General features: G+C 72.4%; 23 protein-coding genes and 1 pseudogene. 9 read left to right on the top strand and 15 right to left on the bottom strand.

Going from position 1 to position 24,597, the window contains the following annotated elements:
• The 3 genes from ACIBI4_RS01920 to ACIBI4_RS01910 are packed head-to-tail and all read left to right on the top strand — an operon-like array spanning position 1 to position 3,177.
• Entirely contained in the window at positions 1-1,251 is a 1,251-nt protein-coding gene (locus ACIBI4_RS01920; protein ID WP_399201996.1) for a polysaccharide pyruvyl transferase family protein, read from the top strand.
• The gene (locus tag ACIBI4_RS01915; RefSeq protein ID WP_399201555.1) at positions 1,248-1,799 is read left to right on the top strand and encodes a dTDP-4-dehydrorhamnose 3,5-epimerase family protein; all 552 of its coding nucleotides are present in this window, start codon (positions 1,248-1,250) and stop codon (positions 1,797-1,799) included. Before ACIBI4_RS01920 ends, ACIBI4_RS01915 begins: the two co-directional genes overlap by 4 nt.
• A 37-nt stretch (positions 1,800-1,836) precedes the next feature.
• Positions 1,837-3,177: a glutamate-1-semialdehyde 2,1-aminomutase gene (locus ACIBI4_RS01910; RefSeq protein ID WP_399201554.1), complete on the top strand. Its 1,341-nt coding sequence runs from the start codon at positions 1,837-1,839 to the stop codon at positions 3,175-3,177.
• Here ACIBI4_RS01910 and ACIBI4_RS01905 read toward each other — a convergent pair.
• Complete coding sequence (locus ACIBI4_RS01905; RefSeq protein ID WP_399201553.1) at positions 3,149-3,799, bottom strand: phosphatase PAP2 family protein; 651 nt, start codon at positions 3,797-3,799, stop codon at positions 3,149-3,151. The two genes, ACIBI4_RS01910 and ACIBI4_RS01905, sit on opposite strands and share 29 nt — an antisense overlap.
• Before the next feature lie 196 nt (positions 3,800-3,995).
• On the opposite strand from ACIBI4_RS01905, the gene ACIBI4_RS01900 reads away from it, so the two are divergent.
• Positions 3,996-4,247 carry an EF-hand domain-containing protein gene (locus tag ACIBI4_RS01900; RefSeq protein ID WP_399201552.1) on the top strand — a complete coding sequence of 84 codons (252 nt, stop codon included), beginning with the start codon at positions 3,996-3,998 and terminating at the stop codon, positions 4,245-4,247.
• A 95-nt stretch (positions 4,248-4,342) separates the two neighbouring features.
• On the opposite strand, the gene ACIBI4_RS01895 is transcribed toward ACIBI4_RS01900, so the two are convergent.
• The 8 genes from ACIBI4_RS01895 to xylB all read right to left on the bottom strand — a co-directional run bounded on the left by ACIBI4_RS01895 (position 4,343) and on the right by xylB (position 12,286).
• A complete protein-coding gene (locus ACIBI4_RS01895; protein WP_399201551.1) occupies positions 4,343-4,492 on the bottom strand; it encodes a hypothetical protein in 150 nt (49 codons plus the stop codon).
• Between the two features lie 83 nt (positions 4,493-4,575).
• Positions 4,576-4,983, bottom strand: coding sequence for an FKBP-type peptidyl-prolyl cis-trans isomerase (locus tag ACIBI4_RS01890; RefSeq protein ID WP_399201550.1), 408 nt, complete (start codon positions 4,981-4,983; stop codon positions 4,576-4,578).
• Between the two features lie 40 nt (positions 4,984-5,023).
• Positions 5,024-5,629 carry an RNA 2',3'-cyclic phosphodiesterase gene (gene thpR, locus ACIBI4_RS01885; protein WP_399201549.1) on the bottom strand — a complete coding sequence of 202 codons (606 nt, stop codon included), beginning with the start codon at positions 5,627-5,629 and terminating at the stop codon, positions 5,024-5,026.
• A gap of 94 nt (positions 5,630-5,723) precedes the next feature.
• On the bottom strand, positions 5,724-7,247 hold the full coding sequence (locus ACIBI4_RS01880) for an aldehyde dehydrogenase family protein (RefSeq protein WP_399201548.1): 1,524 nt from the start codon (positions 7,245-7,247) through the stop codon (positions 5,724-5,726).
• 55 nt (positions 7,248-7,302) lie between these two features.
• Complete coding sequence (locus ACIBI4_RS01875) at positions 7,303-8,583, bottom strand: GAF domain-containing protein (protein WP_399201547.1); 1,281 nt, start codon at positions 8,581-8,583, stop codon at positions 7,303-7,305.
• Between the two features lie 117 nt (positions 8,584-8,700).
• The gene (locus ACIBI4_RS01870; protein WP_399201546.1) at positions 8,701-9,300 is read right to left on the bottom strand and encodes an N-acetylmuramoyl-L-alanine amidase; all 600 of its coding nucleotides are present in this window, start codon (positions 9,298-9,300) and stop codon (positions 8,701-8,703) included.
• Between the two features lie 245 nt (positions 9,301-9,545).
• On the bottom strand, positions 9,546-10,772 hold the full coding sequence (locus ACIBI4_RS01865) for an ROK family protein (RefSeq protein WP_399201545.1): 1,227 nt from the start codon (positions 10,770-10,772) through the stop codon (positions 9,546-9,548).
• A gap of 11 nt (positions 10,773-10,783) precedes the next feature.
• Complete coding sequence (gene xylB, locus ACIBI4_RS01860) at positions 10,784-12,286, bottom strand: xylulokinase (RefSeq protein WP_399201544.1); 1,503 nt, start codon at positions 12,284-12,286, stop codon at positions 10,784-10,786.
• Between the two features lie 208 nt (positions 12,287-12,494).
• Here xylB and xylA point away from each other — a divergent pair, with 208 nt between their 5' ends.
• Together xylA and ACIBI4_RS01850 are read left to right on the top strand one after the other, a co-directional pair.
• Positions 12,495-13,661: a xylose isomerase gene (xylA, locus tag ACIBI4_RS01855; RefSeq protein WP_399201995.1), complete on the top strand. Its 1,167-nt coding sequence runs from the start codon at positions 12,495-12,497 to the stop codon at positions 13,659-13,661.
• A 132-nt stretch (positions 13,662-13,793) separates the two neighbouring features.
• Positions 13,794-14,537: a hypothetical protein gene (locus ACIBI4_RS01850; protein ID WP_399201543.1), complete on the top strand. Its 744-nt coding sequence runs from the start codon at positions 13,794-13,796 to the stop codon at positions 14,535-14,537.
• Here the strand turns inward: ACIBI4_RS01850 and ACIBI4_RS01845 are convergent.
• The 3 genes from ACIBI4_RS01845 to ACIBI4_RS01835 are packed head-to-tail and all read right to left on the bottom strand — an operon-like array spanning position 14,530 to position 19,404.
• Positions 14,530-15,264: a class I SAM-dependent methyltransferase gene (locus ACIBI4_RS01845; protein ID WP_399201542.1), complete on the bottom strand. Its 735-nt coding sequence runs from the start codon at positions 15,262-15,264 to the stop codon at positions 14,530-14,532. The genes ACIBI4_RS01850 and ACIBI4_RS01845 overlap by 8 nt on opposite strands.
• Before the next feature lie 10 nt (positions 15,265-15,274).
• Positions 15,275-16,528: an SWF or SNF family helicase gene (locus ACIBI4_RS01840; protein ID WP_399201541.1), complete on the bottom strand. Its 1,254-nt coding sequence runs from the start codon at positions 16,526-16,528 to the stop codon at positions 15,275-15,277.
• Complete coding sequence (locus ACIBI4_RS01835; protein ID WP_399201540.1) at positions 16,525-19,404, bottom strand: SNF2-related protein; 2,880 nt, start codon at positions 19,402-19,404, stop codon at positions 16,525-16,527. The genes ACIBI4_RS01840 and ACIBI4_RS01835 overlap by 4 nt, the downstream gene beginning before the upstream one ends.
• A 256-nt stretch (positions 19,405-19,660) precedes the next feature.
• On the opposite strand from ACIBI4_RS01835, the gene ACIBI4_RS01830 reads away from it, so the two are divergent.
• Positions 19,661-20,701, top strand: coding sequence for an acyl-CoA desaturase (locus ACIBI4_RS01830; RefSeq protein ID WP_399201539.1), 1,041 nt, complete (start codon positions 19,661-19,663; stop codon positions 20,699-20,701).
• Positions 20,702-20,839: 138 nt separating this feature from the next.
• The gene (locus tag ACIBI4_RS01825; protein ID WP_187817906.1) at positions 20,840-21,022 is read left to right on the top strand and encodes a hypothetical protein; all 183 of its coding nucleotides are present in this window, start codon (positions 20,840-20,842) and stop codon (positions 21,020-21,022) included.
• Positions 21,023-21,932: 910 nt separating this feature from the next.
• Here ACIBI4_RS01825 and ACIBI4_RS01820 read toward each other — a convergent pair.
• The 3 genes and pseudogenes from ACIBI4_RS01820 to ACIBI4_RS01810 all read right to left on the bottom strand — a co-directional run.
• Positions 21,933-22,434: pseudogene (locus ACIBI4_RS01820) on the bottom strand (hypothetical protein); the annotation flags it as partial.
• A 118-nt stretch (positions 22,435-22,552) separates the two neighbouring features.
• Complete coding sequence (locus tag ACIBI4_RS01815; RefSeq protein WP_399201538.1) at positions 22,553-22,897, bottom strand: hypothetical protein; 345 nt, start codon at positions 22,895-22,897, stop codon at positions 22,553-22,555.
• A gap of 97 nt (positions 22,898-22,994) precedes the next feature.
• Positions 22,995-23,594 (bottom strand): class I SAM-dependent methyltransferase, encoded by a 600-nt coding sequence (locus ACIBI4_RS01810; protein ID WP_399201537.1) that lies wholly within the window; start codon positions 23,592-23,594, stop codon positions 22,995-22,997.
• Positions 23,595-23,798: 204 nt separating this feature from the next.
• Between ACIBI4_RS01810 and ACIBI4_RS01805 the strand changes: the two genes are divergently transcribed.
• Positions 23,799-24,572 carry an MHYT domain-containing protein gene (locus ACIBI4_RS01805; RefSeq protein WP_399201536.1) on the top strand — a complete coding sequence of 258 codons (774 nt, stop codon included), beginning with the start codon at positions 23,799-23,801 and terminating at the stop codon, positions 24,570-24,572.
• Positions 24,573-24,597 lie beyond the last annotated feature (25 nt).

Raw genomic sequence — 24,597 nt, 5'->3', positions numbered from 1 at the left:
ATGCATCTGGAGGAAACCCCTCTCCGGATCGGTGTGTTCGGCCTGCTCGGCTCCGGCAACCTCGGCAACGACGGCTCGCTGGAGGCCCTGCTCGTCCATCTGCGCGCCGAGTATCCGCACGCCGTCGTGGACGCGCTGTGCGGCGGCCCGCGGACGGTCACGGCCCGCTACGGGATCCCCGCGACCAGGCTGCACTGGTACGGCGGCGAGTACCGCACGGCGTCCCGCGCGGGCGCCATCGCGGGCAAGGGCCTGGGCAAACTCGTCGACATCGCCCGCACCGCCGCCTGGGTGCGCCGCCACGACGCGGTGATCGTGCCCGGCATGGGCGTCCTGGAGGCCACGCTGCCCCTGCGGCCCTGGGGCTTCCCGTACGCCCTGTTCCTGCTCTGCGCGAGCGGCCGCCTGCTGCGTACACCGGTCGCCCTGGCCGGCGTCGGCGCCGCCCCGATCCGCAGCCGCCCGACACGCGCCCTGCTCCGCTGGTCGGCGCGGCTCGCCACACACCGGTCGTTCCGCGACGGCCCGTCCCGTACGGCGATACGGGACCTGGGCGTCGACACGGCACGGGACGCGGTCCACCCGGACCTCGCCTTCGGGCTCCCGGCACCCGCGGCCGCCCGCACCCCGGGCACGGTCTGCGTCGGCGTCATGGACTTCCACGGCAGCAACGACGACCGCCACCGGGCCGCCGCCATCCACCGGCGCTACCTCGACGGCACCACCCGGTTGGTCCGCGCCCTTGCCGCGGACGGCCGTCCGGTGCGGCTCCTCACCGGCGACACGGCGGACAGGCGGGTGGCCGACGCGATCCGCACGACGGTGGCCTCGCCCCTGGTGACCACCGCCCCCGTCACGTCGCTGACCGATCTGATGCGGGAGACGGCCGCCGCGGACGCGGTGGTGGCCACCCGCTACCACAACCTGATCTGCGCCCTGCGCACCTCCACCCCGACCCTCGCACTCGGCTACGCGGCGAAGAACGACGACCTGATGCGGGACTGGGGACTCGGCGCGTACACCCACCCGGCACGGACCATCGACCCGGACCGGCTCCTCGTACAACTCAGGGAGCTGGAGCGGAACGCACCTGCGCTGCGGGCACAGCTCGCGGCCCGCAACGCGAAGATCGGGCGCGAACTGCACGGCGCCCTGACCGCGTTGACCGCCTCCCTGCTCCCGCCCCCGCACCGCAACGACCAGCAGCGCCCCACCCTCACCTGTGCCGGCGCCGACCGGGAGGCACCGTGAAAGCGACCGAAGTCCCGCAGATCGCGGGCGTGTTCCTCTTCGAACCGACGCCGTACTCCGACGAGCGCGGCTTCTTCTGCCGCACGTTCGACGCCGAGCTGATCCGCTCGGCCGGCCTCGACCCCGACGCCTTCGTCCAGGACAGCGTCTCCCGCTCCGTCGGCGGCGTACTGCGCGGCCTCCATCTGCGCTCCGGCGCGGGCGAGGCGAAGCTGGTGCGCTGCTCGTACGGGGAGATCTTCGACGTGGTCGTCGACCTGAGGCCGCAGTCGCCGACCTACCTGTCGCAGGCCCACTTCGAGCTGTCCGGCGCCTCGCAGGCCAGCGTCTACATCCCGGCGGGCTGTGCGCACGGCTTCCAGGCGCTCACGGCCACCGCCGACACCTCGTACCGCATCGACCGTCCGCACGATCCCGCCGAGGACGTCACGATCGCCCACGACGACCCGGATCTCGCGATCCCCTGGCCCCTGCCCATCACCTCGATGTCCGTACGGGACCGGGAGGCGCAGAGCCTCGCCGTGTTCCTCAAGCAGCGCGAAGGCTGAACACACCGTGAACGCAGAGGACTTGAACGCAGAGGACTTGAACGCAGAGCATCCGAGCGCGGAGACCCTGGACCTGCCCGCCTCGCGGCAGGCCAACGAGCGGCTGCACGCCCTGATCCCCGGCGGCGCGCACACGTACGCCAAGGGGGACGACCAGTACCCCGAGGACCTGGCGCCGGTGATCAGCCACGGCCGGGGCGCGCACGTCTGGGACGCCGACGGCAACCGCTACATCGAGTACGGCTCGGGGCTGCGCTCGGTCAGCCTCGGTCACGCGCACCCGCGCGTGACCGAGGCGGTCCGCCGCCAACTCGACCGGGGCAGCAACTTCGTGCGCCCCTCGCTCCTTGAGATCGAGGCGGCGGAGTGCTTCCTGCGGACCGTGCCCACCGCCGAGATGGTGAAGTTCGCCAAGAACGGCTCCGATGTCACCACGGCCGCCGTCCGCCTCGCCCGCGCGGTCACCGGGCGGGAGCGGGTGGCGCTCTGCGGCGACCACCCGTTCTTCTCGGTGGACGACTGGTTCATCGGCACCACCCCGATGTCCGCGGGCATCCCGCCGGCCATCACCGACCTCACGCTCACCTTCCCGTACGGGGACCTCGCGGCCACGGAGGAACTTCTCGCCCGCCACGAGGGCGAGGTGGCCTGCCTGATCCTCGAACCCGCCACCCACACCGAACCACCGTCCGGCTATCTGGAGGGCCTGCGTCAACTGGCCGACCGCCATGGCTGTCTGCTCGTCTTCGACGAGATGATCACCGGTTTCCGCTGGTCGGAAGCGGGCGCCCAGGGACTGTACGGAGTCGTCCCCGACCTCTCCACCTTCGGCAAGGCACTCGGCAACGGCTTCGCGGTGTCCGCGCTCGCGGGGCGCCGCGAGGTGATGGAGCGCGGCGGCCTGCGCCACGCCGACGACCGCGTCTTCCTCCTGTCGACCACGCACGGCGCGGAAAGCCACTCCCTGGCCGCGGCGATGGCCGTCCAGACGACCTACACGCAGGAGGGCGTGACCGCCCGCCTCCATGAGCTGGGCAGCCGGCTGGCCGCGGGCGTCCGCGCCGCGACGGCGGCGCAGCAGGTGGACGACCACATCGTCCTGCGGGGACGCCCGAGCAACGTGGTCTTCGCCACGCTCGACGAACACGGCTCACCGTCACAGCAATACCGCACGCTCTTCCTGCGGCAGCTCCTCGCGGGCGGCGTCCTCGCCCCGTCCTTCGTGGTGAGCAGCGCGCTCACCGTGGCGGACATCGACCGCACGGTCGACGTGGTGGCGGAGGCATCCGCCGTCTACCGCAAGGCACTTGACGCCGAGGACCCCACACCATGGACGGGCGGCCGCCCGGTCAGACCCGTCTTCCGCCGTCGCTCGTGAGGCCCGCGCCCCGCATCCCTCGCTTCACCAGCCACGCGACCACCGGTACCACCGCGACCGCCGTACACCATCCGCCCAGCGCATCCGTCGGATAGTGGGCGCCCAGCGCCACCTGCGCCCAGCCCATCGCCCCGCCCGCCACCAGCGCCGCCCCGTACACCGTCCACGTCACGACCCACGTCCCGGCCGCGCGCCCGAGCCCGCGGCGCGCGGTCAGGACGAGCGTGACGGAGAGGGTGAGCGCGGTGAGAAAGGCGGTGTGGCCGCTCGGGTACGAGAGATTCCCCTCGCCGTGAATGGTCCGCCCCACCACCGACTTGAGCAGCAGCACCACACCGAGCGTGACCCCGACCGTCCCGCAGACGAACACCGCGGCCGCGAGGGCTCGCACCGCCACGCACACCACGACGATCACCGACACGAGGATGACCGCCCCCAGCGGCTCGGCAAGGAAGTCCACGGTCAGCGCGACGCGTCGCGCGGCCCCCTCGACGGCGTCCGCGGTCGGATCGACGAACCACCGGTCCACCCGCCCGGGCGCCCTGTGCCCGGCATACATCCACCCGACCAGGAGGACGGCCAACCCGGCTGCCGCCCCGCCCCACCCGAGCCGAAGCTTCATCCCGGCAGGGACGACCCCCGGCCCGGACGGCTCCCCACTCCCCGTCACGAAGCCCCCGTACCACCGCACTTGACCTGACTTGTCACCCTAACCAACCATACGGACGCGGCAGGGGCGAGAGGGCCCCGGAACCGCGCCGGGCGCCCCGCATAGGATGCGAGGCCCAAAGATGCCGCGACGTAAACGGGGATCCGTGATGAGCGAGAAGGCCCGCAAACTCTTTGACGCGCTCGACCTCAACGGCGACGGCCGTCTGACGCGCGACGAGGTGATCACCGCCCTCCTGACGAAGGGTCCCACGCTCGCCGCGCAGGGCGTCCTGCCGTTCTGGGGCGTCGGCGACGCGGAGGCCTCATCGGCCCTGTTCGACGCGGCGGACCAGAACGGGGACGCGGAGCTGTCCTTCGAGGAGTTCGCCGAGGTCGTGAACCGCAAGTTCGGCTGGTAGATCCGGGGAGCAGGTGAGGGTGGGGCACTGCGCTGGGGAGCCACGCCCTCCGACCGCTGGGTGCTCGGCGCCGAATCAGGGGCGCCCAGCCGCGATCACACGCCGCCCCAGGTATCGCCGTGGTCCCCGCCGCCCCCGTACTCCCACGGCTTGTTCGTCCCGAAGTACACCCACACCCAATACGCGCCCACGCCCAGAGCCAGGAGCCCGCACGGAATGAGGACGGCGAGCAGAACCTGAACCACGAGTGCCTCCTCGTCCGCCCGGCCGACGTGCGCTGCTTTCACGGTAGTCGGCCGGCGGCGGCGTGGCAGGCTGCGTGCCGCGCCTACTCGGTGCTGCTCCACCCGGTCGAGGCGGAGTACAGATCCACGAGGTCCACCACGAACACCAGCGTCGAATCCGGCGGAATCAGTGGCGAGGGAGATTGGCGGCCGTAGCCGAGACGCGGCGGCACGACGATCTCGCGCCGCCCCCCGACCCGCATCCCCCGCACACCCCGGTCCCAGCCTTTGATGACCGGGCCGGCGCCCAGAGCGAACTTGAACGGCGTCCCCCGGTCCCAGGAGGAGTCGAACTCCCTCCCGGACGCGAAGGTCACCCCGACGTAGTGCACCCGCACGACCATGCCCGGCTTCACCTCGGGCCCGTCCCCGACGATCAGATCCCGGACGGCCAATTCGGTGGGGGCGTCACCCTCGGGGACAACGACCTCGGGCTTCGTGGGCTCACTCATCGCAGCGTCTTCGCTCTCCGTCGGAATCGCCCGCAACCCGCTACGGGTTCGGACTGCCCATCCTCTGCGATGTGGCCAGGGTCCACGCGTCGACGTCCTGATAACGGCGCCGGCCTTCGTGCCCCTTCACCGTGCTGCCGACGAGGTGGAGGCGTTCCGTCCGCCACGGACGTCCGGCGAAACCGGCGAGCCCGGCCGCGGCCGCCGGCACGGACTCATGGTCGTTGCGGCGGGCGCGGGCCAGCGTCAGATGGGGACGCAGCGGCCGTTCGACGAAGTCGACGCCGCACTCCCTGACCCTCGCCCGTACGGACGCGCCGAGCTCGTGCAGCCCCTCGAGATCCCCCTCGATGCCAGTCCACAGCACCCGCTCATCGAAGTGAGCGCCACCCGCGAGGGCCAGGTCGAGCGAAGGGCGGGAGGCCGCCAGGTCGGCGAGCGGCGCACGTAGCCGCTGGACCACCTCCACCGGCAGCTCACCCAGAAACGCCAGCGTGACATGCCAGTCCTCGATGCGATTCCACCGCAGACCCGGATACGCGGCATAGGCCGGGCTCAGCGCATGCTCCAGCTCGGCCTTCGCGTCGTCGGGCGGCGCGAGGGCGATGAACGCGTGCTGGGTCACGGGCTGGGGTGGCTGGGTCACGGAGGTGTTTGTATCCCATGCACCCACCGGGGCCGAAGCCCGGGGCCGGATGCCCGGAGGAGGAACACACCCCCGGGGCATCCGGCGTGAGCCTCTAGAAGAACCCGAGCCGGTCCGCCGAGTAGGAAACCAGCATGTTCTTCGTCTGCTGGTAGTGATCCAGCATCATCTTGTGGTTCTCCCGCCCGATCCCCGACTGCTTGTATCCGCCGAACGCAGCGTGCGCCGGATACGCGTGGTAGTTGTTCACCCACACCCGCCCCGCCTGGATCGAACGACCGGCCCGGTAAGCCGTGTTGCTGTCGCGGGTCCAGACGCCCGCGCCGAGGCCGTACAGCGTGTCGTTGGCGATCTTGATGGCGTCGGCGTAGTCGTTGAAGGGCGTGACCGAGACGACCGGGCCGAAGATCTCCTCCTGGAAGATCCGCATGCGGTTGTCGCCCTCGAAGATCGTGGGCTGGACGTAGTAGCCGCCCGCCATGTCGCCGTCGTAGTCGATGCGCTCGCCGCCCGTGAGGATCTTCGCGCCCTCGCGCTGGCCGATGTCCAGGTAGGAGAGGATCTTCTCCAGCTGGTCGTTGGAGGCCTGGGCGCCGATCATCGTGTCCGTGTCGAGCGGGTGGCCTGTCTTGATCTGTTCGGTGCGGGCGATCGCCGCGTCGAGGAACTCGCTGTAGTGGCCGCGCTGGATCAGGGCGCGCGAGGGGCAGGTGCAGACCTCGCCCTGGTTGAGCGCGAACATCGTGAAGCCTTCGAGGGCCTTGTCGCGGAAGGCGTCGTCGTGCGACCAGACGTCGTCGAAGAAGATGTTGGGGGACTTGCCGCCGAGCTCAAGCGTCACCGGCTTGATGTTCTCGGAGGCGTACTGCATGATCAGCCGCCCCGTCGTGGTCTCACCGGTGAAGGCGACCTTGGCGACGCGCGGGCTGGACGCCAGGGGCTTTCCGGCCTCGGCACCGAAACCGTTGACGATGTTGAGGACGCCCGGCGGCAGCAGGTCCGCGATGAGCGAGATCCAGTAGTGGACCGAGGCCGGGGTCTGCTCGGCCGGCTTGAGGACGACCGCGTTGCCCGCCGCGAGCGCGGGGGCGAGCTTCCAGACGGCCATCAGGATCGGGAAGTTCCAGGGGATGATCTGCCCGACGACGCCGAGCGGCTCATGGAAGTGGTACGCGACCGTGTCGTCGTCGATCTCACTGAGCGTGCCCTCCTGCGCCCGGATCGCCCCGGCGAAGTAGCGCAGATGGTCGATGGCGAGCGGAATGTCGGCGGCGAGGGTCTCGCGGACGGGCTTGCCGTTCTCCCAGGCCTCGGCGACCGCGAGCTTCTCCAGGTTCTGCTCGGTGCGGTCGGCGATCTTGTTGAGGAGGTTGGCGCGTTCGGTGGTGGAGGTGCGGCCCCACGCGGGCGCCGCGGCGTGCGCGGCGTCGAGCGCCCGCTCGACGTCCTCGGCGGTGCCGCGCGCCATCTCGGTGAAGGGCTGTCCGTTGACCGGGCTGGGGTTCTCGAAGTACTGGCCGCGGGCGGGCTTCACGTACTCCCCGCCGATGAAGTGCTCGTAGCGCGACGCGTAGTCGACGATCGAACCGTCGCTGCCGGGTGCGGCGTAACGGGTCATCTCGGTGGCCTCCCGGTTCCCGGCTGCCCGCCGTCGGGCAGCACTGCCCGGGACGCTAGGGACGCGGAGGTTGCAACCACGTTGCGGCCGACTGCTCACGGTCCAGGGCCCGCACCTCGGCCCGGACCCGGGCCCGCGCACCGGGCGGAGTCGCCCCGACGAGCGCCTGCCATACGTCGAGGTCCTCTCCGCCCCAGGGGCTGCGCACCCAGTCCGTGAGCAGCTGCGGATCCGCCCGCTCCACCAGCGCCGCCCGAAGCCCACGGTCGAGCCGCTCCCGCAGCCGTACGATCTCGGGCGCGCAGGACCCGGGCAGCAGCGGACCGTCGTACGCGCCGATCGCGCCCGACACCGCACCGGCCGCGAGCCGCCGTTCGACCAGCAGGAAGTCCGCCTCGACGGGGGAGGTGAGGCGATACGGGCGGGACGCGAGCAGATCAGGGCCCAACAGGCCGCGCAAACGCGAGAGTTCGGCCCGCAGCGTCACGGGCGCCATGGACTCGTCCTCGTACAGCGCGAGCAGCAGCTGGTCGCCGGTGAGGCCCTCGGGGTGGCGGGCGAGCAGGGCGAGGAGTTCGCTGTGGCGCCGGCTCAGCCGGAGCTTGCGGCCATGGGCGACCACCAGGGCCTCGTCGCGGCCGAGGGCGTGCAGGGCCACCGTCCCGGTGTCCGGCGGGGCCTGTTCCAGGGCCAGTTGGGCCTCGGCGGCGCGGGCGACCGCCTGGATGAAGGCGAGGCTGTGCGGATGCGCGAGCGGATCGCCGCCCGTGATGTCGACCGCGCCGAGCAGCCGCCCGGTGTGCGGGTGGTGGATCGGCGCGGCGGCGCACGTCCAGGGCTGGACCGGGCGGCTGAAGTGCTCGGCGGCGAACACCTGCACCGGCCGGTCGACCGCGACGGCCGTCCCCGGCGCGTTGGTGCCCATCGCCGACTCGGCCCAGCGCGCCCCCGGCACGAAGTTCATCCGCCCGGCGCGCTCACGCGTCAGGGTGTGGCCCTCGACCCAGAGCAGCCGTCCCTGCGCGTCGCACACCGCGAGCAGATGCTCGCCGTCCATCGCGTACGTGGACACCAGCTCGCGCAGGAGGGGCATCACGCGTGCGAGCGGATGGTCCTCGCGATACGCCCCCAAGTCGCCGTCGGCCAGCTCGACCTCGGCCGTGCACTCGGGACTGACCCGGGCCCGTACCGAACGCCGCCACGACGCGGCCACCACGGGCCGCACCGGCCGCTCCACCGTCCCGGCCGTGGTGAACGCCGTGTGCGCACGGCGCAGCACACGGGTCCGCTCGGCCGGGTCGGTGCCCGGCTCCAGGGCCACCCAGGGATCGGTCAACTCGGCCTCCGCGTAGGAGAGATGCCTGTCCGGCCGGTACGTGTGCCGCCATCGTCACCCCGGTCGCGCCGCCCGGCAACAGGTCGCGGGCCCGTAAACCGGTCGGTGTCGCCCCGGCTAGTAGAAGTTGACCATCCGTATGTAGCGCGTCCAGTCCCACAGGGGCCCCGGGTCCGTGTGCGTGGCACCCGGCACCTCGCTGTGCCCGATGATGTGCTCACGGTCGCGCGGGATGCCGTACGTGGCGCAGAGGTGTGCGGTGAGCCGAGCCGAGGACTCGTACATGGCGTGCGTGAACCATTTCGGCTGGTCCACCCAGCCCTCGTGCTCGATCCCGATGCTCTGCGTGTTGTACGTCCAGTTGCCCGCGTGCCAGGCGACGTTCCGGTCCCTCACGCACTGCGCCACGTTGCCGTCGGACGACCGCACCACGTAGTGCGCCGAGACCTGCTTCGCCGGGTTCTGGAAGATGCCGAGCGTGTCGAAGTACGTCTCCTGCGTGACGTGGAGGACGACATGCGTGATCGGATACGCGGTCGGGCGGCTGGAGGCCGTCTGGTTGGAGGCGTCGGCCGGCACCCAGTCGGCGTCGGGGTAGTCGGCGACGGCGACCGGGCGGGCCTCGGTGGTGCCGCCGGCGAGCAGTGAGGTGGGCAGGGCCAGCGCGGCGCCCTGAAGAAGGCGTCGCCGGCTGGGGAGTGCGCGGGCCGGGTCCATGATCGCTCCTTGACCTGTCGGTGCGGTGGGGGCGGGGTGTGGGCCCACGCGTACCAACGACGTTACTGGTCAAGCCGGTTGGGCCGGAAGGGTTGCTTCGGGCCCTTTGGGCCGCCGGGCCGGGCCCGCGCGCAGGCAGCGCGCGGACCCGCCTTGCTCGGCGCGCGGACCCGCCTTGCTCGGCGCGAGGACCCGCCTTGCTCGGCGCGAGGACCCGCCTTGCTCAGTGTGAGGACCGTCCTCCCTCAGCGCACCACTCCCGCGATCGACGCCGGATCGTCGAGCACCGACTGCACCACCGAATGCGCCGCGCCCAGGAGCGGACCCTCCGAGCCGAGCCGCGACACCGTGACCGAACCTCCCTTGGGGCGCGCCGGATCCGCCGTACGGCGGGCCAGTTCACGCTCCAGGGACGGCAGCAGCCACGGGGCGAGCCGGGACAGCGCGCCGCCCAGGATCACGGTCTGCGGATCGAGCAGGTTGACCGCACCGGACAGTGCGATCCCGAGCGCGGAACCGGCCCCGCGCAGTGCCTTGCGCGCCTTCGGGTCGCCGTCCTCGGCGCGGGCGGCCAGCCGGCTGATGCCGTGCTCCCCGAACGGCACACCGGCCGCCTTGAGTACGGCCTCCTCGCCCGCGTACTGCTCCAGGCAGCCGCGTCCGCCGCACGGACACGAGGGTCCCTCCGGGCGTACGGGCACATGGCCCAGCTCACCCGCGAACCCGTGCGTCCCGCGCAGCAGCCGCCCGCCGACGACCACGGCGGCACCGATCCCGATCTCGGCGGAGACGTGCACGAAGTCCTGCGGTGCCGGATCGCCGCCGATCCACAGCTCGGCGAGTGCGCCGAGGTTGGCCTCGTTGTCCACGCTCAGGGGCAGTCCGTCGAGCAGGAACGGTCCGAGGTCCAGTTCGCTCCAGCCCAGGTTGGGGGCGCGGACGACCGTGTGCGAGTCGCGGGCGACGAGGCCGGGCACGGCGACGGCGAGGCCGGCAGGGCGCAGTCCTGCGTTCCGGCTGACGGTCGTCACCTCCCGTACGAGACGGGCGAGTTCCTTGAGGACCGGCTCCGGCGGGCGGCCCCGGTTGTCGCTCTCCAGGGTGGCCCGGGCCCGCACCTTGCCGTGCAGGTCGACCGCGCACACGGCGAGATGGTCGACCCCGATCTCGGCACCGATGCCGACGGGCCCGCGCTCGCCCACGGTCAGGGCGCTGCCCGGGCGGCCCACCGTGCCGGGACGTTCGGGTCCGAGTTCGACGAGCAGTTCGGCCCGGATCAGCTCGTCGACGAGGGTGGACACGGCGGCCCGGGTCAGCCCGATCCGGGTCGCGACGGCGGCGCGCGACAGCGGACCGTGGGTGGTGATCGCCTGGAGGACGAGCGACAGATTGCGGCGGCGGATGCCCTGCTGGGTGTTGGGCAGGAACGCCGGATCGCCGAAGCCGCCGTTGCCGGGGAGCTCTGTGGTCATGAGGGGGCTCCTCAGGGGGTGTGACGAGGGTCGGGGAAGGTGGGCGGGGCAGGGGCTGCACTCGGCGCCGGAGCGGCGCCCCTCAACAGCGGTGTCGCGGCGCCCAGTACGTCCGCGATCCGGGCGAGCGTCTCCTCGTCGCGTGCGACGGGTTCGAGGACCGGCCCCTCGGCCGTGCCCCAGCGCCGTGCCACGGCCGCCGGGTCCTCGCCGGTCAGGAGACCGGCGGCCTGGGCGGCCGCTCCGAGCGCGACGAGTTCCGCGGCGCGCGGGATCCGGACGGCGCGCCCGCTGAGCCGCCGTACGGTCTCCTGCCAGGCGCGCCCTCGCGCACCGCCGCCGATCAGGAGCAGCGGCTCCTCGGACGAGGACGCCGCACCGTCCACCGCGAGGACCAGGTCGAGTGCCTGCAGCAGTGCGAACACCGCGCCGTCGTACGCGGCTTGGAGCACCTGGCCGCCGGTGGTGTCGTGCCGCAGTCCGTGCAGCAGGCCCGAGGCGCCGGGCAGATCGGGGGTGCGCTCGCCGTCCAGGAACGGCAGCAGGGTCGCCGCACCGCCCGGCTCGACGGCTTCGCGGTCCCGGTCGAGCAGCGCGGCGATCCGGTCCACGGCGAGCGTGCAGTTGAGGGTGCAGGCGAGTGGCAGCCAGTCGCCGCGGGCGTCCGCGAACCCGGCGACCGTGCCGGTCGGGTCGGCGGGCCGGTTGCGGGCGACCGCGTACACCGTCCCGGATGTGCCGAGGCTCAGGACCGGCGCGCCGGGGCGCAGCCCGAGACCGAGCGCGGCGGCCGCGTTGTCACCGGTGCCGGGCGCCACCAGCACCCCGCGCGTGAGCGGCAGTTCCGGCAGATCGCGCACGGTCCCCGCCACTTCGCCGGGCCGTACGACCCGGGGGAGCAGCGCCGCATCGAGGCCGACGCGGTCCAGGACCCCGGTGTCGTACGCCTCGTCCGGCGCCGCCCACCAGCCGGTCCCCGAGACGTCGCCGCGGTCGGTGGTGCCCTCGCCGGTGAGCCGTTCGGTCAGGTAGTCGTGTGGCAGCCGCACCGCCGCCGTCGCCGCTGCGGCCTCCGGTTCGTGCTCGGCGAGCCAGGCCCACTTGGCGACGGTGAACGCCGCGCCCGGAACGCTCCCGATCCGCTCGGCCCACACCTTCGGACCGCCCAGCTCCTCGACGAGCCGGGCGGCCTGCGGCGCAGACCGTACGTCGTTCCACAGCAGCGCGGGTCGGACCGGCCGCCCCTGTGCGTCCAGCGTGACCAGGCCGTGCTGCTGACCGCCGACCGACACCGCGGCCGCCTCGCGGGCCGCCGGGCCGCAGGCGGCGAGCGCGGCGCCGAGCGCCTGCCACCACTGCTCCGGGTCGCTCTCGCGGCCCGCGCCGGACGTCACGGTGTGGGGCGCCTGGCCGTTCGCCACGATTCGGCCCGTGGCCGCGTCGACGACCACTGCCTTGGTGGACTGCGTGGAACTGTCCACGCCGACGACCAGCGGTCCTTCGGCTGCTGTCATGACGGTCTCCAACCGGTCGAGGGGGCCGTGCGCGGCAGGTCGGTCCATGGTCCGACGGGCGCCGGGGGGTTTCCAGACGCGTCCCCGGATACTAATTTGTCAATCGGCATGACGAAATAGGTCCGACAGCCGATGTAATCGAAGCGTGACGGCAGCCGCTGAGCACGCGGGTGCCGGCCGCGGCGGGCAGACGAAGGAAGTAGGGGCGATGACGTATCAGCCGGTGCGTGAGGACAAGTTCAGCTTCGGCCTGTGGACCGTGGGCTGGCAGGGCAAGGACCCGTTCGGCGACCCCACCCGGGCGCCGCTCGACCCGGTGGAGGCGGTGCAGCGGCTCGCGGAACTCGGCGCGTACGGCATCACCTTCCACGACGACGACCTGATCCCCTTCGGCTCGGGCGAGGCCGCACGCGAGGCGGTCGTCAAGCGCTTCCGCCAGGCCCTGGACGACACCGGCCTCATCGTCCCCATGGCCACCACCAACCTCTTCACCCACCCGGTCTTCAAAGACGGCGGCTTCACCGCCAACGACCGCGACGTGCGCCGCTATGCGCTGCGCAAGACGATCCGCAACATCGACCTCGCCGCCGAACTCGGCGCCAAGGTCTATGTCGCCTGGGGCGGCCGCGAAGGTGCCGAGTCCGGCGGCGCCAAGGACATCCGGGCCGCGCTCGACCGGATGAAGGAGGCCTTCGACCTCCTCGGCGAGTACGTCACCGAGCAGGGCTACGACCTGCGCTTCGCGATCGAGCCCAAGCCCAACGAGCCCCGCGGCGACATCCTGCTGCCGACGGTCGGCCACGCCCTCGCCTTCATCGAGCGCCTGGAGCGGCCCGAGCTGTACGGGGTCAACCCCGAGGTCGGGCACGAGCAGATGGCCGGCCTGAACTACCCGCACGCGATCGCCCAGGCGATCTGGTCCGGCAAGCTCTTCCACCTCGACCTCAACGGGCAGAGCGGCATCAAGTACGACCAGGACCTGCGCTTCGGCGCCGGCGACGTACGCCAGGCGTTCTGGCTCGTCGACCTTCTGGAGACCGCCGGGTACGAGGGTCCGCGGCACTTCGACTTCAAGCCGCCGCGCACCGAGGACTACAGCGGGGTGTGGGCGTCCGCCGAGGGCTGTATGCGCAACTACCTGATCCTGCGCGAGCGCACGGCGGCCTTCCGCGCCGACCCCGAGGTACAGCAGGCGCTGCTCGACGCGCGCCTCGACCAGCTCGCACAGCCCACAGCCGGGGGCGGCCTGGCGGAACTGCTCGCGGACCGGGGTGCGTTCGAGGACTTCGACGTGGACGCGGCGGCCGCCCGCGGGATGGCCTTCGAGCGTCTCGACCAGTTGGCGATGGATCACCTGCTCGGCGTGCGCGGCTGAGGTCGCCGCGCAGGGCGGCACGTACGGCCCGGTGCGATCCGGCCGGCAGCGGGAGTGCGGCCAAGCGGACGGATCGTGCCAACTTACGTGCAGGGGTCGCTTCTTGAGCAATTCGGGGCGACGCTTGACGGTATGGGTCTGCCTCCCGTACCGCCGCAGCCGCCTTCCCAGCCGCCGGGCGGGGGCTTCGGCCCTCCGCCCGGCTTCGGGCCGCCCGGCGAACCCCCGGGCGGCCCGCGCCGCCGTGCCGGGCTGCTCGCGCTGCTGGCGGCGATCGTCGCTGTCGGGGCGATCGCAGCGGTCGTTCTGTTCGTGACCGGGGAAGACGGCGATCCCGGTGACGGCAAGTCTCCGACGGCGAGCGCGACGAAGAAGCCGACCCCGTCCCTGTCCGTCCCGTCGGAACTGCCCACGGACATCCCGACGGAGGTGCCCAGCGGCCTGCCGTCCGGCCTGCCCACCGACATCCCGACCGACTTCCCCAGCTCGTTCCCCTCCGACTTCGCCTCACCCGCACCCGTCGGCGAGACCCCGTACTTCCTGCTCAAGGCGGGCGACTGCTTCGACGTCGGCAAGCAGGCCCAGGGCTACGCGATCAAGAAGTCGTGCACCAAGGCGCATGACGCGGAGATCGTGAAGATCGGTGAGCTGAAGGGGAGTTATACGAGTTCGACGGCGATCAGGAACGCCGCCACGAACCTGTGCCAGGGCCCGCTCGACCGCAAGGCGGCCCGGCAGCCCCGTGGCACGGTGCGCGGCACGCTCGTGCAGTACCCCGACACGTCCGGCTTCAAGGCCGGGATCGACAGCGTGGCGTGCAGCCTGTCCGGCGATACGAAGGCGGGCGGCCGCAAGCTCACAGGGCCGCTCAAGTAGCGGGCTCGGCCTGGGAGTCCGGTTCAGCCTTCGAGTCCGGCTCGGCCTGTGAGTCCGGCTCGGCCAGGAAGGTCCCGGTGGCCCACTTGCCGCCACCCGTCGGCTCCTGCACCACGCGCGTCGTGATCCGCAGCCCCGCCTCCGAGAGCCGCCCGGCGATCTCCTCGGGCGGCCGCAGATAGCTGCCCCAGGACACCGGATGCCCGCCGTACGCGTGCGCGGGCCTGCGCACCTCACCCGCGCCGACGTGCCCTGCGACCATCAACCGCCCGCCGGGCGCGAGCACCCGGCGGAACTCCGCGCACACGAGCGGCAGGGCCTCCGGCGGCGTGTGATGCAGGCTGTAATACGCGAGGAGCCCGCCGAGCGCGCCGTCCGCGAACGGCAGCGCGGTCATCGACCCGACAGCGAACGGCAGCCCGGGGTGGCGCCGCCGCGCGATCCGCACCATCTCCGGCGACAGATCAACTCCGGTGACCGAGAGCCCGAGCCCCGCCAGATACGCCGTGATATACCCCGGCCCGCACCCCACATCGGCCACGACCCCGCCGCCACCGCCCTCCCGCACCGACTCGGCGAACGCTCCGAGCAATCCCCTCGACACCGGGTCGAGCGCCTCGGGGGACGGGACCTGGTCGGCATAGGCGGCGGCGACGGTGTCGTACGACTCCCGTACGGCATCCAAGTAGGCGAGATCGGGCAGCGGTTGCGCGGATGGTGAGGTCACCCGCGCGACCCTAGGCGATCTGCTCCGCGCCCAGCACCCCCGCCAGCGCGGCCGCCGGATCCTGGGCCGCGCCGCCCGCGGGCACCCAGCGGCCGTACTCCTCGCGGTACGGCCACCAGCGTCCGTCGCGGCCGAGGCGGAGCTGGGCGTCGACCACGGTCCAGCGGTTGTTCTCGGCCGTCAGGGCGGGGCGCTCGTCCTCCTCCCAGGCCGCGTCGAGCGCGGCACGGGCGCGGACCGCCTCGTCCCCGGACGGTGTCCACGATTCCTCCAGGACCTCCAGCGCCGCCGCGCCGCCGAACTCCCAGGCGCGTACCGCCAGTTCGAGGTCCTCCTCGCTGCGGCCCGTACCCTCCGCGAGGCGCCCGCGAATGTCGGCGGGCGCGCCGAGTGCGAGCCGTACCGCGTCCTGGCCGGTCTCCAGGGGAGCTGGGAACGCGCGGCCGCCGAGGGCCGCGGCGAGCAACTGGTGCGCGTGGAGCGCGGCGTGCTCCGCGAGGAAGGTCACCGAGTCCACGTCGATCCCGGGCGCCGGAGCCGTCTCCGTGTCGAGCACGGGCGGCCGGCCGGGCTCCTCGGGCAGGTCCGGCGCGGCGGGCAGCGGCGGCAGTATCGCGCCCATCGCGTACGCCTCGTCGGCGCGCACCCCTTGCGCCGCGGCGGGCCGCGGTTCCTCCGGCTCGCTCACCGAGGCCCGCGCCACGCTCCGTACCTGCAGCTCGTCGAGCAGCGTCCGCTCGTCACGCCCCCGCATCAGGAGCAGTACGAACGGGTCCTGGTCGAGCAGCCGGGCCATCTGATAGCTCAGCGCCGCCGTGTGACCGCAGTGATCCCAGGCCTCGCAGGTGCACTCGGGCTCCAGGTCGCCGATGCCCGGCAGGAGTTCGATCCCGACGACCGCCGCGTCCTCCACCAGGTGCGGCGGCATCTCACGGTCGAGCAGCGCCGCGATGTGCCCGGCGCTCTCCACGGCCATGTCGAGGAAACGGTCCCACTCGTCCGGCGACAACTGCTGCAGCAGCACGTCACTGCGGTACGCGGCGCCTCCCTTGTCGGATACGACAGCGGTGATCCGACCGGGCCGTACGGACACGGCGCCGACCGCGCCCGCCCGGGCCAGCCGGCGGCCCGCCTTGGTCTGCTGGTTGTCCAGGGCGGTGTCCTCAAGGGCCTTCAGCCAGGCCTGACCCCACCAGGTCGTCGCGAAGCCCCGGCCGTGGGCCGGCGGCAGGGGTGCGAAGGTCCGCTCTTCCGCAGGGTTCATCGGGCGTCTCCTCGCAGCTGGACCAGCTCGGCCAGTTCGGCGTCGGTGAGTTCGGTCAGGGAGGCCTCGCCGGAGCCGAGCACGGAGTCGGCGAGATCGCGCTTGCGCTCCAGGAGCGCGGCGATACGGTCCTCGATCGTGCCCTCCGCGATGAGGCGGTGCACCTGCACGGGACGGGTCTGTCCGATGCGGTACGCGCGGTCGGTGGCCTGCGCCTCCACGGCCGGGTTCCACCAGCGGTCGTAGTGCACGACATGTTCGGCGCGCGTCAGGTTCAGCCCCGTACCGGCGGCCTTCAGGGACAGCAGGAACACCGGGACCTCGCCGTCCTGGAAGCGGTTCACCATCGCCTCGCGCTCCTGAACGGGCGTGCCGCCGTGCAGGAACTGCGTCCGTACGCCACGGCTCGCCAGATGCTCTTCGAGCAGCCGCGCCATCTGCACGTACTGCGTGAAGACCAGGACGCTCGCGTCCTCGGCGAGGATCGTGTCGAGGAGCTCGTCGAGCAGCTCCAGCTTTCCGGAGCGGCCCGCGATGGCCGGAGCGTCCTCCTTGAGGTACTGCGCCGGGTGGTTGCAGATCTGCTTGAGCCCGGTGAGGAGCTTGACGATCATTCCGCGGCGTTCCATGCCGTCGGACTCCGAGATCGCGGCGAGCGTCTCGCGCACCACGGCCTCGTACAGACCGGTCTGCTCGGTGGTGAGCGCGACGGCGCGGTCCGTCTCCGTCTTCGGCGGCAGCTCCGGGGCGATCCCCGGGTCGGACTTGCGGCGGCGCAGCAGGAACGGGCGGACCAGCTTCGCGAGCCGCTCGGCCGCCGCCGGATCGCTGCCGCTCTCGACGGCCTGCGCGAAGCGGCTGCGGAAGGTGCCGAGACGGCCGAGGAGCCCGGGGGTCGTCCAGTCGAGGATGGCCCACAGCTCGGACAGGTTGTTCTCGACGGGCGTGCCCGTGAGGGCGACCCGGGCCAGAGCGGGCAGGGTGCGCAGCTGCTTGGCGGTGGCGGAGTAAGGGTTCTTCACGTGCTGTGCCTCGTCCGCCACGACCATGCCCCAGGTGCGTCCCGCCAGCGCGGCGGTGTCCAGGCGCATCGTCCCGTACGTGGTGAGCACGAACTCGTCGTCGGCCAGACCGTCGAGGCTGCGCGCCTGGCCGTGGAAGCGGCGCACCGCGGTGCCGGGCGCGAACTTCTCGATCTCGCGCTGCCAGTTGCCCATCAGGGACGTCGGGCAGACGACGAGCGTGGGGCCGCGGGTGCCCTCGGTCTCCTGGCGGTGCAGATGCAGCGAGATGAGCGTGATGGTCTTGCCCAGGCCCATGTCGTCGGCGAGACAGCCGCCGAGCCCCAGCTCGGTCATGGTCGCCAGCCAGCCGAGACCGCGCAGCTGGTAGTCGCGCAACGTCGCGGTCAGCGCGGCCGGTTGCGCCACCTCGGTGGACTCGCCGGGCTGCGCGAGGCGGTCGCGCAGCGTCGCCAGCCAGCCGCTCGCCGAGACCTCGACGCGGCGGCCGTCCATCTCGGTCGAACCGGTGAGCACCGCGCCGAGTGCGTCCACGGGCGTGACCTTGCGGTCCTCGTGGGCCCGGGCGCGCCGCGCCTCCTCGGGGTCGATGAGGACCCACTGGTCACGCAGCCGCACGAGCGGCCGGTTCGACTCGGCGAGTGCGTCAAGCTCGGCGCGGGTCAGCTCCTGGTCGCCCAGTGCGAAACGCCAGTTGAACGCGAGGAGGGCGTCGGGGGAGAGCATCGAGGGCGCGCCGTCGGTGTCGCCCCGGGCGTCGCCGCCCTCCGTGTCCCCGGGCGGACCGACCACCGCGCGGGCGGTGAACTTGCGGGCCAGTTCGCGCGGCCAGTGCACCAGGACGCCGGCGCCCGCGAGAGTACGGGCGGCCTCGCCGAGCAGTTCCGCGATCTCCTCGTCGGCCAGCTCCACCGCGTCCGGCACCGCGGCCGTCAGAAGCGGCGTCAGCGGCGCCCACGCGCGGGCCGCGCGCCGCAGAGCAAGCAGCGCGTCCAGGCGGCTGCGCGGTCCGAACACGCCCGCCACGGACGGGGATTCGGCCCATACGTCGGCGGCGTCCGCGATCCGCGTGGGATCGGCGGCGCTGTGCATCTGCAGCACCGCGCGGAAACGGGCCGCGCCCTCGGCGTCCTCGACCTGGAGTCCGGGCACCTCGACGCGCAGCGAGAGCCGTACACCCGCGTCATGACCGGCTGCCACATCGGCCGCCCAGTCGCGCTGTTCCGGCAGCCGCTGCGGCGCCTCGGCGGCGAAGCCCGGGTGGCCCGCGGCGAGCTGTGCGGCGGGGGACCGGGGCAGGGTGTCGGCGACCGCGTCGAGGAACTGCCGCACCAGCGCCTCCGGTTCGGGCAGCAGCAGCTCGCCGTCGTCTGGCACGTGCGGGGTGGAGGGGGCGAGCGGGGCCGCGTGGGCGTGCGGCGGCATCGCCGCGGCCAGTTCCCGTACGAGCTCCAGGTCCTCGGCCTCCAGCGGACCGGCCCGCCACGCGTCCTCGTCCTGCGCCGTGAGTCCGGGCAACAGCAGCCCCCGCGCGGTGAGTTGCAGCGCGAAGAGGGTGGCCGCACCCCAGAACGCCGCCGCCGGGTGCGCCTCGTCGCCCGCCGCCGCCCGCGCGAGCACCGGGAGCGCCTCGCGGACGGACAGGACTCGCGCGGGGATGGCCACGGCCTCGGTGCCGTCCTCGCCGGGCAGGACGACCGTCAGCTCCTCGGTGGGTCCGTCGCCGGGAGCGGTGCCGTCCTCGTTCCAGAACGCGAACCGGCCGGCGCGGGCGGGCGTGGAGGGCAGGAACAACGCGGCGCAACGGGTGAGTGGAAGGATCTCTGCGGCAGTGAGCGGGGCGGGGCTGTGCACAGCGATGACTTATTCCTCAAGTTTGACTAGCCAGGTCGGAGCGGCCGAGGATACCTGACGAACAGGGCCGATCATGGCCCGACCGCCGTGATGCCGATCACAGCCGCCATCGGGGGTGGTGCTGGGTACACCCTGCCCTGGGGCTGCCACCTCCGCGTACACGGGTGGTGGCGCCATGGTCGCAATGGGTCGTCGGATTCTACGTTGATGCAGGTCAGAGCAGTCCCGCCCTGCCACCGAGACCGGAGACCGACCCATGACGACCGCAGTTCCCGTACGAGAGCGACCTGCCGCGGCGGCCCGGGGCAGTGAGTTCGCGCCACTCCTGCGCACGGTCAAGGGCCAAGGCCTGCTGGAGCGGCGCACCGGCTGGTACGCGCGGAGCATCGCCCTGAACACCCTCGCGCTCGCCGCCGTGGTCACGGCCGTCGCCCTCGTGGGCAACTCCTGGTGGACGCTGCTGCTCGCCGTGCCCCTCGCCCTGTTCTCGGCGCGTACGTCGTTCATCGGGCACGACGAGGGCCACTACCAGATCGCCGGACGGCGCTCCGTGAACCGCGTGCTCGGCCTCATCCACGCCAACCTGCTCGTCGGCACCAGCGCAGCCTGGTGGAACGACAAGCACAACCGCCACCACGCCAACCCCAACCACGTCGACAAGGACCCCGACGTCGCGCCCGACGTCCTCGTCTTCGCCGACGAGCATGTCGCGGGACGTACCGGCTTCAAGGCATGGCTCACCCGCCACCAGGCCTGGCTGTTCTTCCCGCTCTGCCTGCTCGAAGGCATCAACCTCAAGGTCCAGGGCATCAAGGACCTGCGCCGCCAGGAGCCTCGCGAGCGCGTGGTCGAGGGCCTTCTCCTGCTGGCGCACGCGGCCGCGTACGCCACCCTGCTCCTCACCGTCCTCTCGCCCGGCAAGGCGCTCCTGTTCGTCCTGCTGCACCAGGCGCTCTTCGGCCTCCACCTCGGCCTCGCCTTCGCGCCCAACCACAAGGGCATGCCGATGCCCGACGGCAACAGCGAGCGCTGGGGCCATCTGCGCCGCCAGGTCCTTACCTCGCGCAACATCCGCGGCGGCCCCGTCACCGACTGGCTGCTCGGCGGCCTGAACTACCAGATCGAGCACCATCTCTTCCCGAACATGCCCCGCCCGCACCTGCGCCTGGCCCAGCCCCTGGTCCGTGCACACTGCCGGGACCTGGGCATCCCCTACACGGAGACCGGCGCGGTCGACTCGTACCGCCAGGCGCTCGGGCACCTGCGCGAGATCGGCGAACCGCTGCGGGCGGAATAGCCGGCCCGCGGGCCCTTCCTCAGGGACAGGTCCGGGGTACACCTCAGGGACGAGTCAGGGTTCAGACTGGAACCAGGGCGGCGGCGGACCCGTTCTCCACTGCAGAGAGCGGCGGCAGCCGCGAAGGAGGCGACACTGATGTCCAGGAACGCGAAAATCGCCGCGGGTGGTGTGGCGGCCGGGATCATCCTGCTGATCTGGCTCCCCTGGTGGGCGGCGCTGCTCATCGTCCTCGGCGTACCGACGGCGGCCTATCTGACCCTCGACGAATCCCAGCGCCGCCGGCTGCGGCGCGTCAGCCGCAAGGAGCTGGGGCGCTGACAGCGGCTTCTCCAGATACGAGGCCGGGGGCGCGGACCGGGATGGTCCGCGCCCCCGGCGTTTGCCGAGGGCCATGACGGGCGGATGGAGCCCGTTCAGGACGGGCGGACCGCCATCTTGTCCAAGGCGGCCAGCAGACCGGGGAGTTCGGGGCCGCGGCCCACCGGGAGCACCTCGCCCGGCTCCTCGTCGAGGAGCACGAAGGCGATGTCATCGGTGCGCGCCACCATCGACCAGCCGGGACCGTCGGCCCGCAGCGTCCGCGCCTCACCCGTGGCGAAGGCCGAGCGGACGCGCCCCAGCGGCGGGGGAGTGTCGATGTAGGCCCGCGCCTCGGCGAGTACGCGGCGGACGGCTTGGCGGGGGCCCGGTGATGCGGGGTCGGCCTCGGCCTCGGCCTCGGCTTCCGTGGCTTCGCCTTCCGGGCCTTCGCCTGACTCCGAGTCCGGTGCCGCGCCGGCAGTGGGTGCGGGTTCCGGTGTGGAGTCGGGTTCGGTGCCGGGCTCGGCGTCGGCGTCGGTGGTCGCGTCGGATGACGTGTCCGAACCGGCTCCGTCCTGTGTGGCGGAACCTTCCTGCGCCTCGCTCCCGGGCTTCGAGTCGCCTGCCGCCCGGCCGTCCGCATCGCTCGCGGCGGCAGCTGCGTCCGTGTCACCGTCGGCCGCGGATCCCTCGTCGCCCGGTGCGTCCTCGGCCTCGTCCGCAGTGGCGGCTCCGGCCGATTCGACAGCGTCCGAAGCCTCGTCCGAGGCAGCGTCCGAAGCCGCGCCCGAAGCTTCGTCCGAAGCATCCTGCGAGGTCTCGTCCGACGCCTCGGAAGCGTCCGCCTCGCCCGAACCGCCGGCCGGATCCGACGCTTCCGCTCCGGAAGAAGCGTCGGCCGCAGTCGGCCCGCCACCCGTCGCGAACGTCGAATCATCGATCTGCGCCCGCCACATCGCCCACTGCAGAGCGATCTCGTCGGCGCCCAGGCGCCGTTGAGCCGGGCCCCACGTGGTGGTGTCCGGGGGCGACAGGGTCAGGCGGTCCGGGTCCTCCGGGTCGGGCTCCGGGTCGTGGGGCGCGGGGACGCCGGGTGCCGAGACGGCGACCGCGAGCGGCCAGCCGCCGAGCGCGGCGACGACCGTGCGGTCGTCCGGGGAGAGGTCGTACTCCATGCCGCAGTCCCACGACGCGATGGCGACCGCGACGAGGGACACGTCGTCGACCACCACGGTCCACCGCGCGCCCTGGGCGTCCTGCCCGAACACCAGCCCGTACCCGTCGACGATCGGTACGAGACCGAGCGCCGCGCACGCCTCCGGATAGTCGTCGCCGAGCACGCTCGGGAACTTCGCCGGCGTGAGCAGCACCGCGGTCAGCACGTACAGCGCATCGTCCTCGGCGGCAACGGCCCCGTCACTCCCGGCCATGGCAGTGCCCTCCCCTTTCGCAAACTGTGTCGGCGCACCCTAACCAGTCGGTAATCGACTCGTCGAGGTCTGGGGGGGCCTCGAACCCCGGCAACCTGTGTGGCGAGTGTGCCGCAGGTCAGGCGGCGGGCAGACCGAGCAGGCCGCGTGCCACGTCGGCCGGTGACTCGTCGCGCTCGCGGGCCAGCGCGATCACGGCCCGGCAGGCCAGCTCGTTGACCCCGAAGGAGAGCGCTTCGGGCTGCACCCAGCCGGCGGCTCGGTCGGCCTTCTCCTGGTCGTCGTCGATGCTGGCCGCCACGAAGGTGGCCGCGGCCTCGAAGATGTTGTGCGCGCGCTGCTCGTCGCCGCCCTGGCGGGGCACCGTCTTCACCAGCCGGACCGCGGGTGTCTCGCCCGGCTCCCGGCCGTCCGGCCGGAAAAGCCGGCCGATTCTGCGCAGCACGCTGTGACGCTCGGACATGACGCCCACCTTCCCCCTGTACTCGCGGCCGTGCGGTCTGCTCCCGGCCGAGCCTTCCAAGTGTGCCGTATCCGTGCCGGGTTGCTCAGACCCTCGCTCAGTCCTCCCGTACGGCCAGGGCGAGGAAGCGCGTGTCCTCGTCCACGTACGAGTCGAGTCGCCAGCCCGAACCGGCAAGGAGCGGCCGCAAGTTGGGCTCGGCGCGCAGGTCGTCCGGGGTGAGCTGCCGTCTGTGGCGGGCCGCGAGGGCCTTGCGGCCGATGGGGTGGAAGAGCGCGAGCCGGCCGCCGGGGCGGACGACCCGGGCCAACTCGCGCAGATTCGTGCCCGGTTCGGGCAGATGGGAGATCAGTCCCGCGCCGAACACGGCATCGAGGACGCCCGTGCGCAACGGCAGCCGTCCCACGTCGGTGAGCAGCAGCGCGCCCTCGGTGTCGCGTCCCGCGCGGACCGCCTCGTCCAGCATGGCGGGCGTCAGATCGGCCCCGATCACGGTGCCTGCGGGGCCCACGGCGGCGCGCAGGACGGACAGGGCGCGACCGGTTCCGCAGCCCGCGTCGAGCACCTTGTCCCCGGGGCGCAGACCGATCGCGGCGACACCGGCCGCATAGGCGGGGCCGTCGTCGGGGAAGCGCGCGTCCCAGCCGGCGGCGCGGGCACCGAAGAACTCCTGGACATCCCTGGGGTCATTGCTCATACGCACCATGATTCCTCAGTTCCGGCGGGGTGGGGGCGTGGTGTCGAACTGTCACGCGAGTGAGAGGTCCGGATTCCGTACGCCCGTGCGGTGCGCATGTTCGAGCCGGACGCGATCGTTCTTGCACATCTCTCTGTCATATTCGGGCAGCTTTCGAAATGCGCCCCCTCTTCACTCCTTCTTCACGACTAGCGTCCCGGAGTCATGGGACACCTGGACCACGCCGCCTTCGGCTGGCTTACCCCCGCGTTGTCGTACGTGATGGCCTGCATCGGGGCCGCGCTCGGACTGCGCTGCACGGTGCGCGCGCTCGCCGCCACCGGGCGGTCGCGGCGCAACTGGCTGATCACCGCGGCCAGCGCGATCGGCACCGGCATCTGGACGATGCACTTCGTGGCGATGCTCGGCTTCAGCGTCACCGGCACCGAGATCCGCTACAACGTGCCGCTGACGATCCTCAGCCTCGTCGTCGCCATGGGCGTCGTCGGCGCCGGCGTCTTCGCCGTCGGCTACAGCAAGGACCGCGGCCGCGCGCTCTTCCTCGGCGGGCTCACCACCGGCGTCGGCGTCGCGAGCATGCACTACCTCGGCATGGCCGCCCTGCGGCTGCACGGCGAGGTCAACTACGACCCCGCGCTGGTCGGCCTCTCCGTGGTGATCGCGGTCGTCGCCGCAACGGCCGCCCTGTGGGCGGCGCTCAACATCCACTCACCCGTCGCCGTGGCCGTCGCCTCACTGGTCATGGGCGGCGCCGTCAGCAGCATGCACTACACCGGGATGATGGCCGTCAGCGTCAAGGTCGTGCCGGAATCCACCGCGCTCCCCGGGGCCACGGCCATGCAGTTCATCTTCCCCCTGGCCGTCGGCCTCGGTTCCTATCTCTTCCTGACCTCAGCCTTCGTCGCGCTGTCCCCGACCGCCACCGAGCGCGAGGCCTCCGCCTCGGCGCAGCGGCCGATGGAAGGCGCACTCCAGTAGCGGTGCGGCCGGGTCGCCCGCCGAC

Origin of the sequence: Streptomyces sp. NPDC050418 (genome assembly GCF_044458745.1) — a bacterium.
Taxonomy (GTDB): domain Bacteria; phylum Actinomycetota; class Actinomycetes; order Streptomycetales; family Streptomycetaceae; genus Streptomyces.
This window is presented reverse-complemented; position numbering and strand designations above follow the sequence as displayed.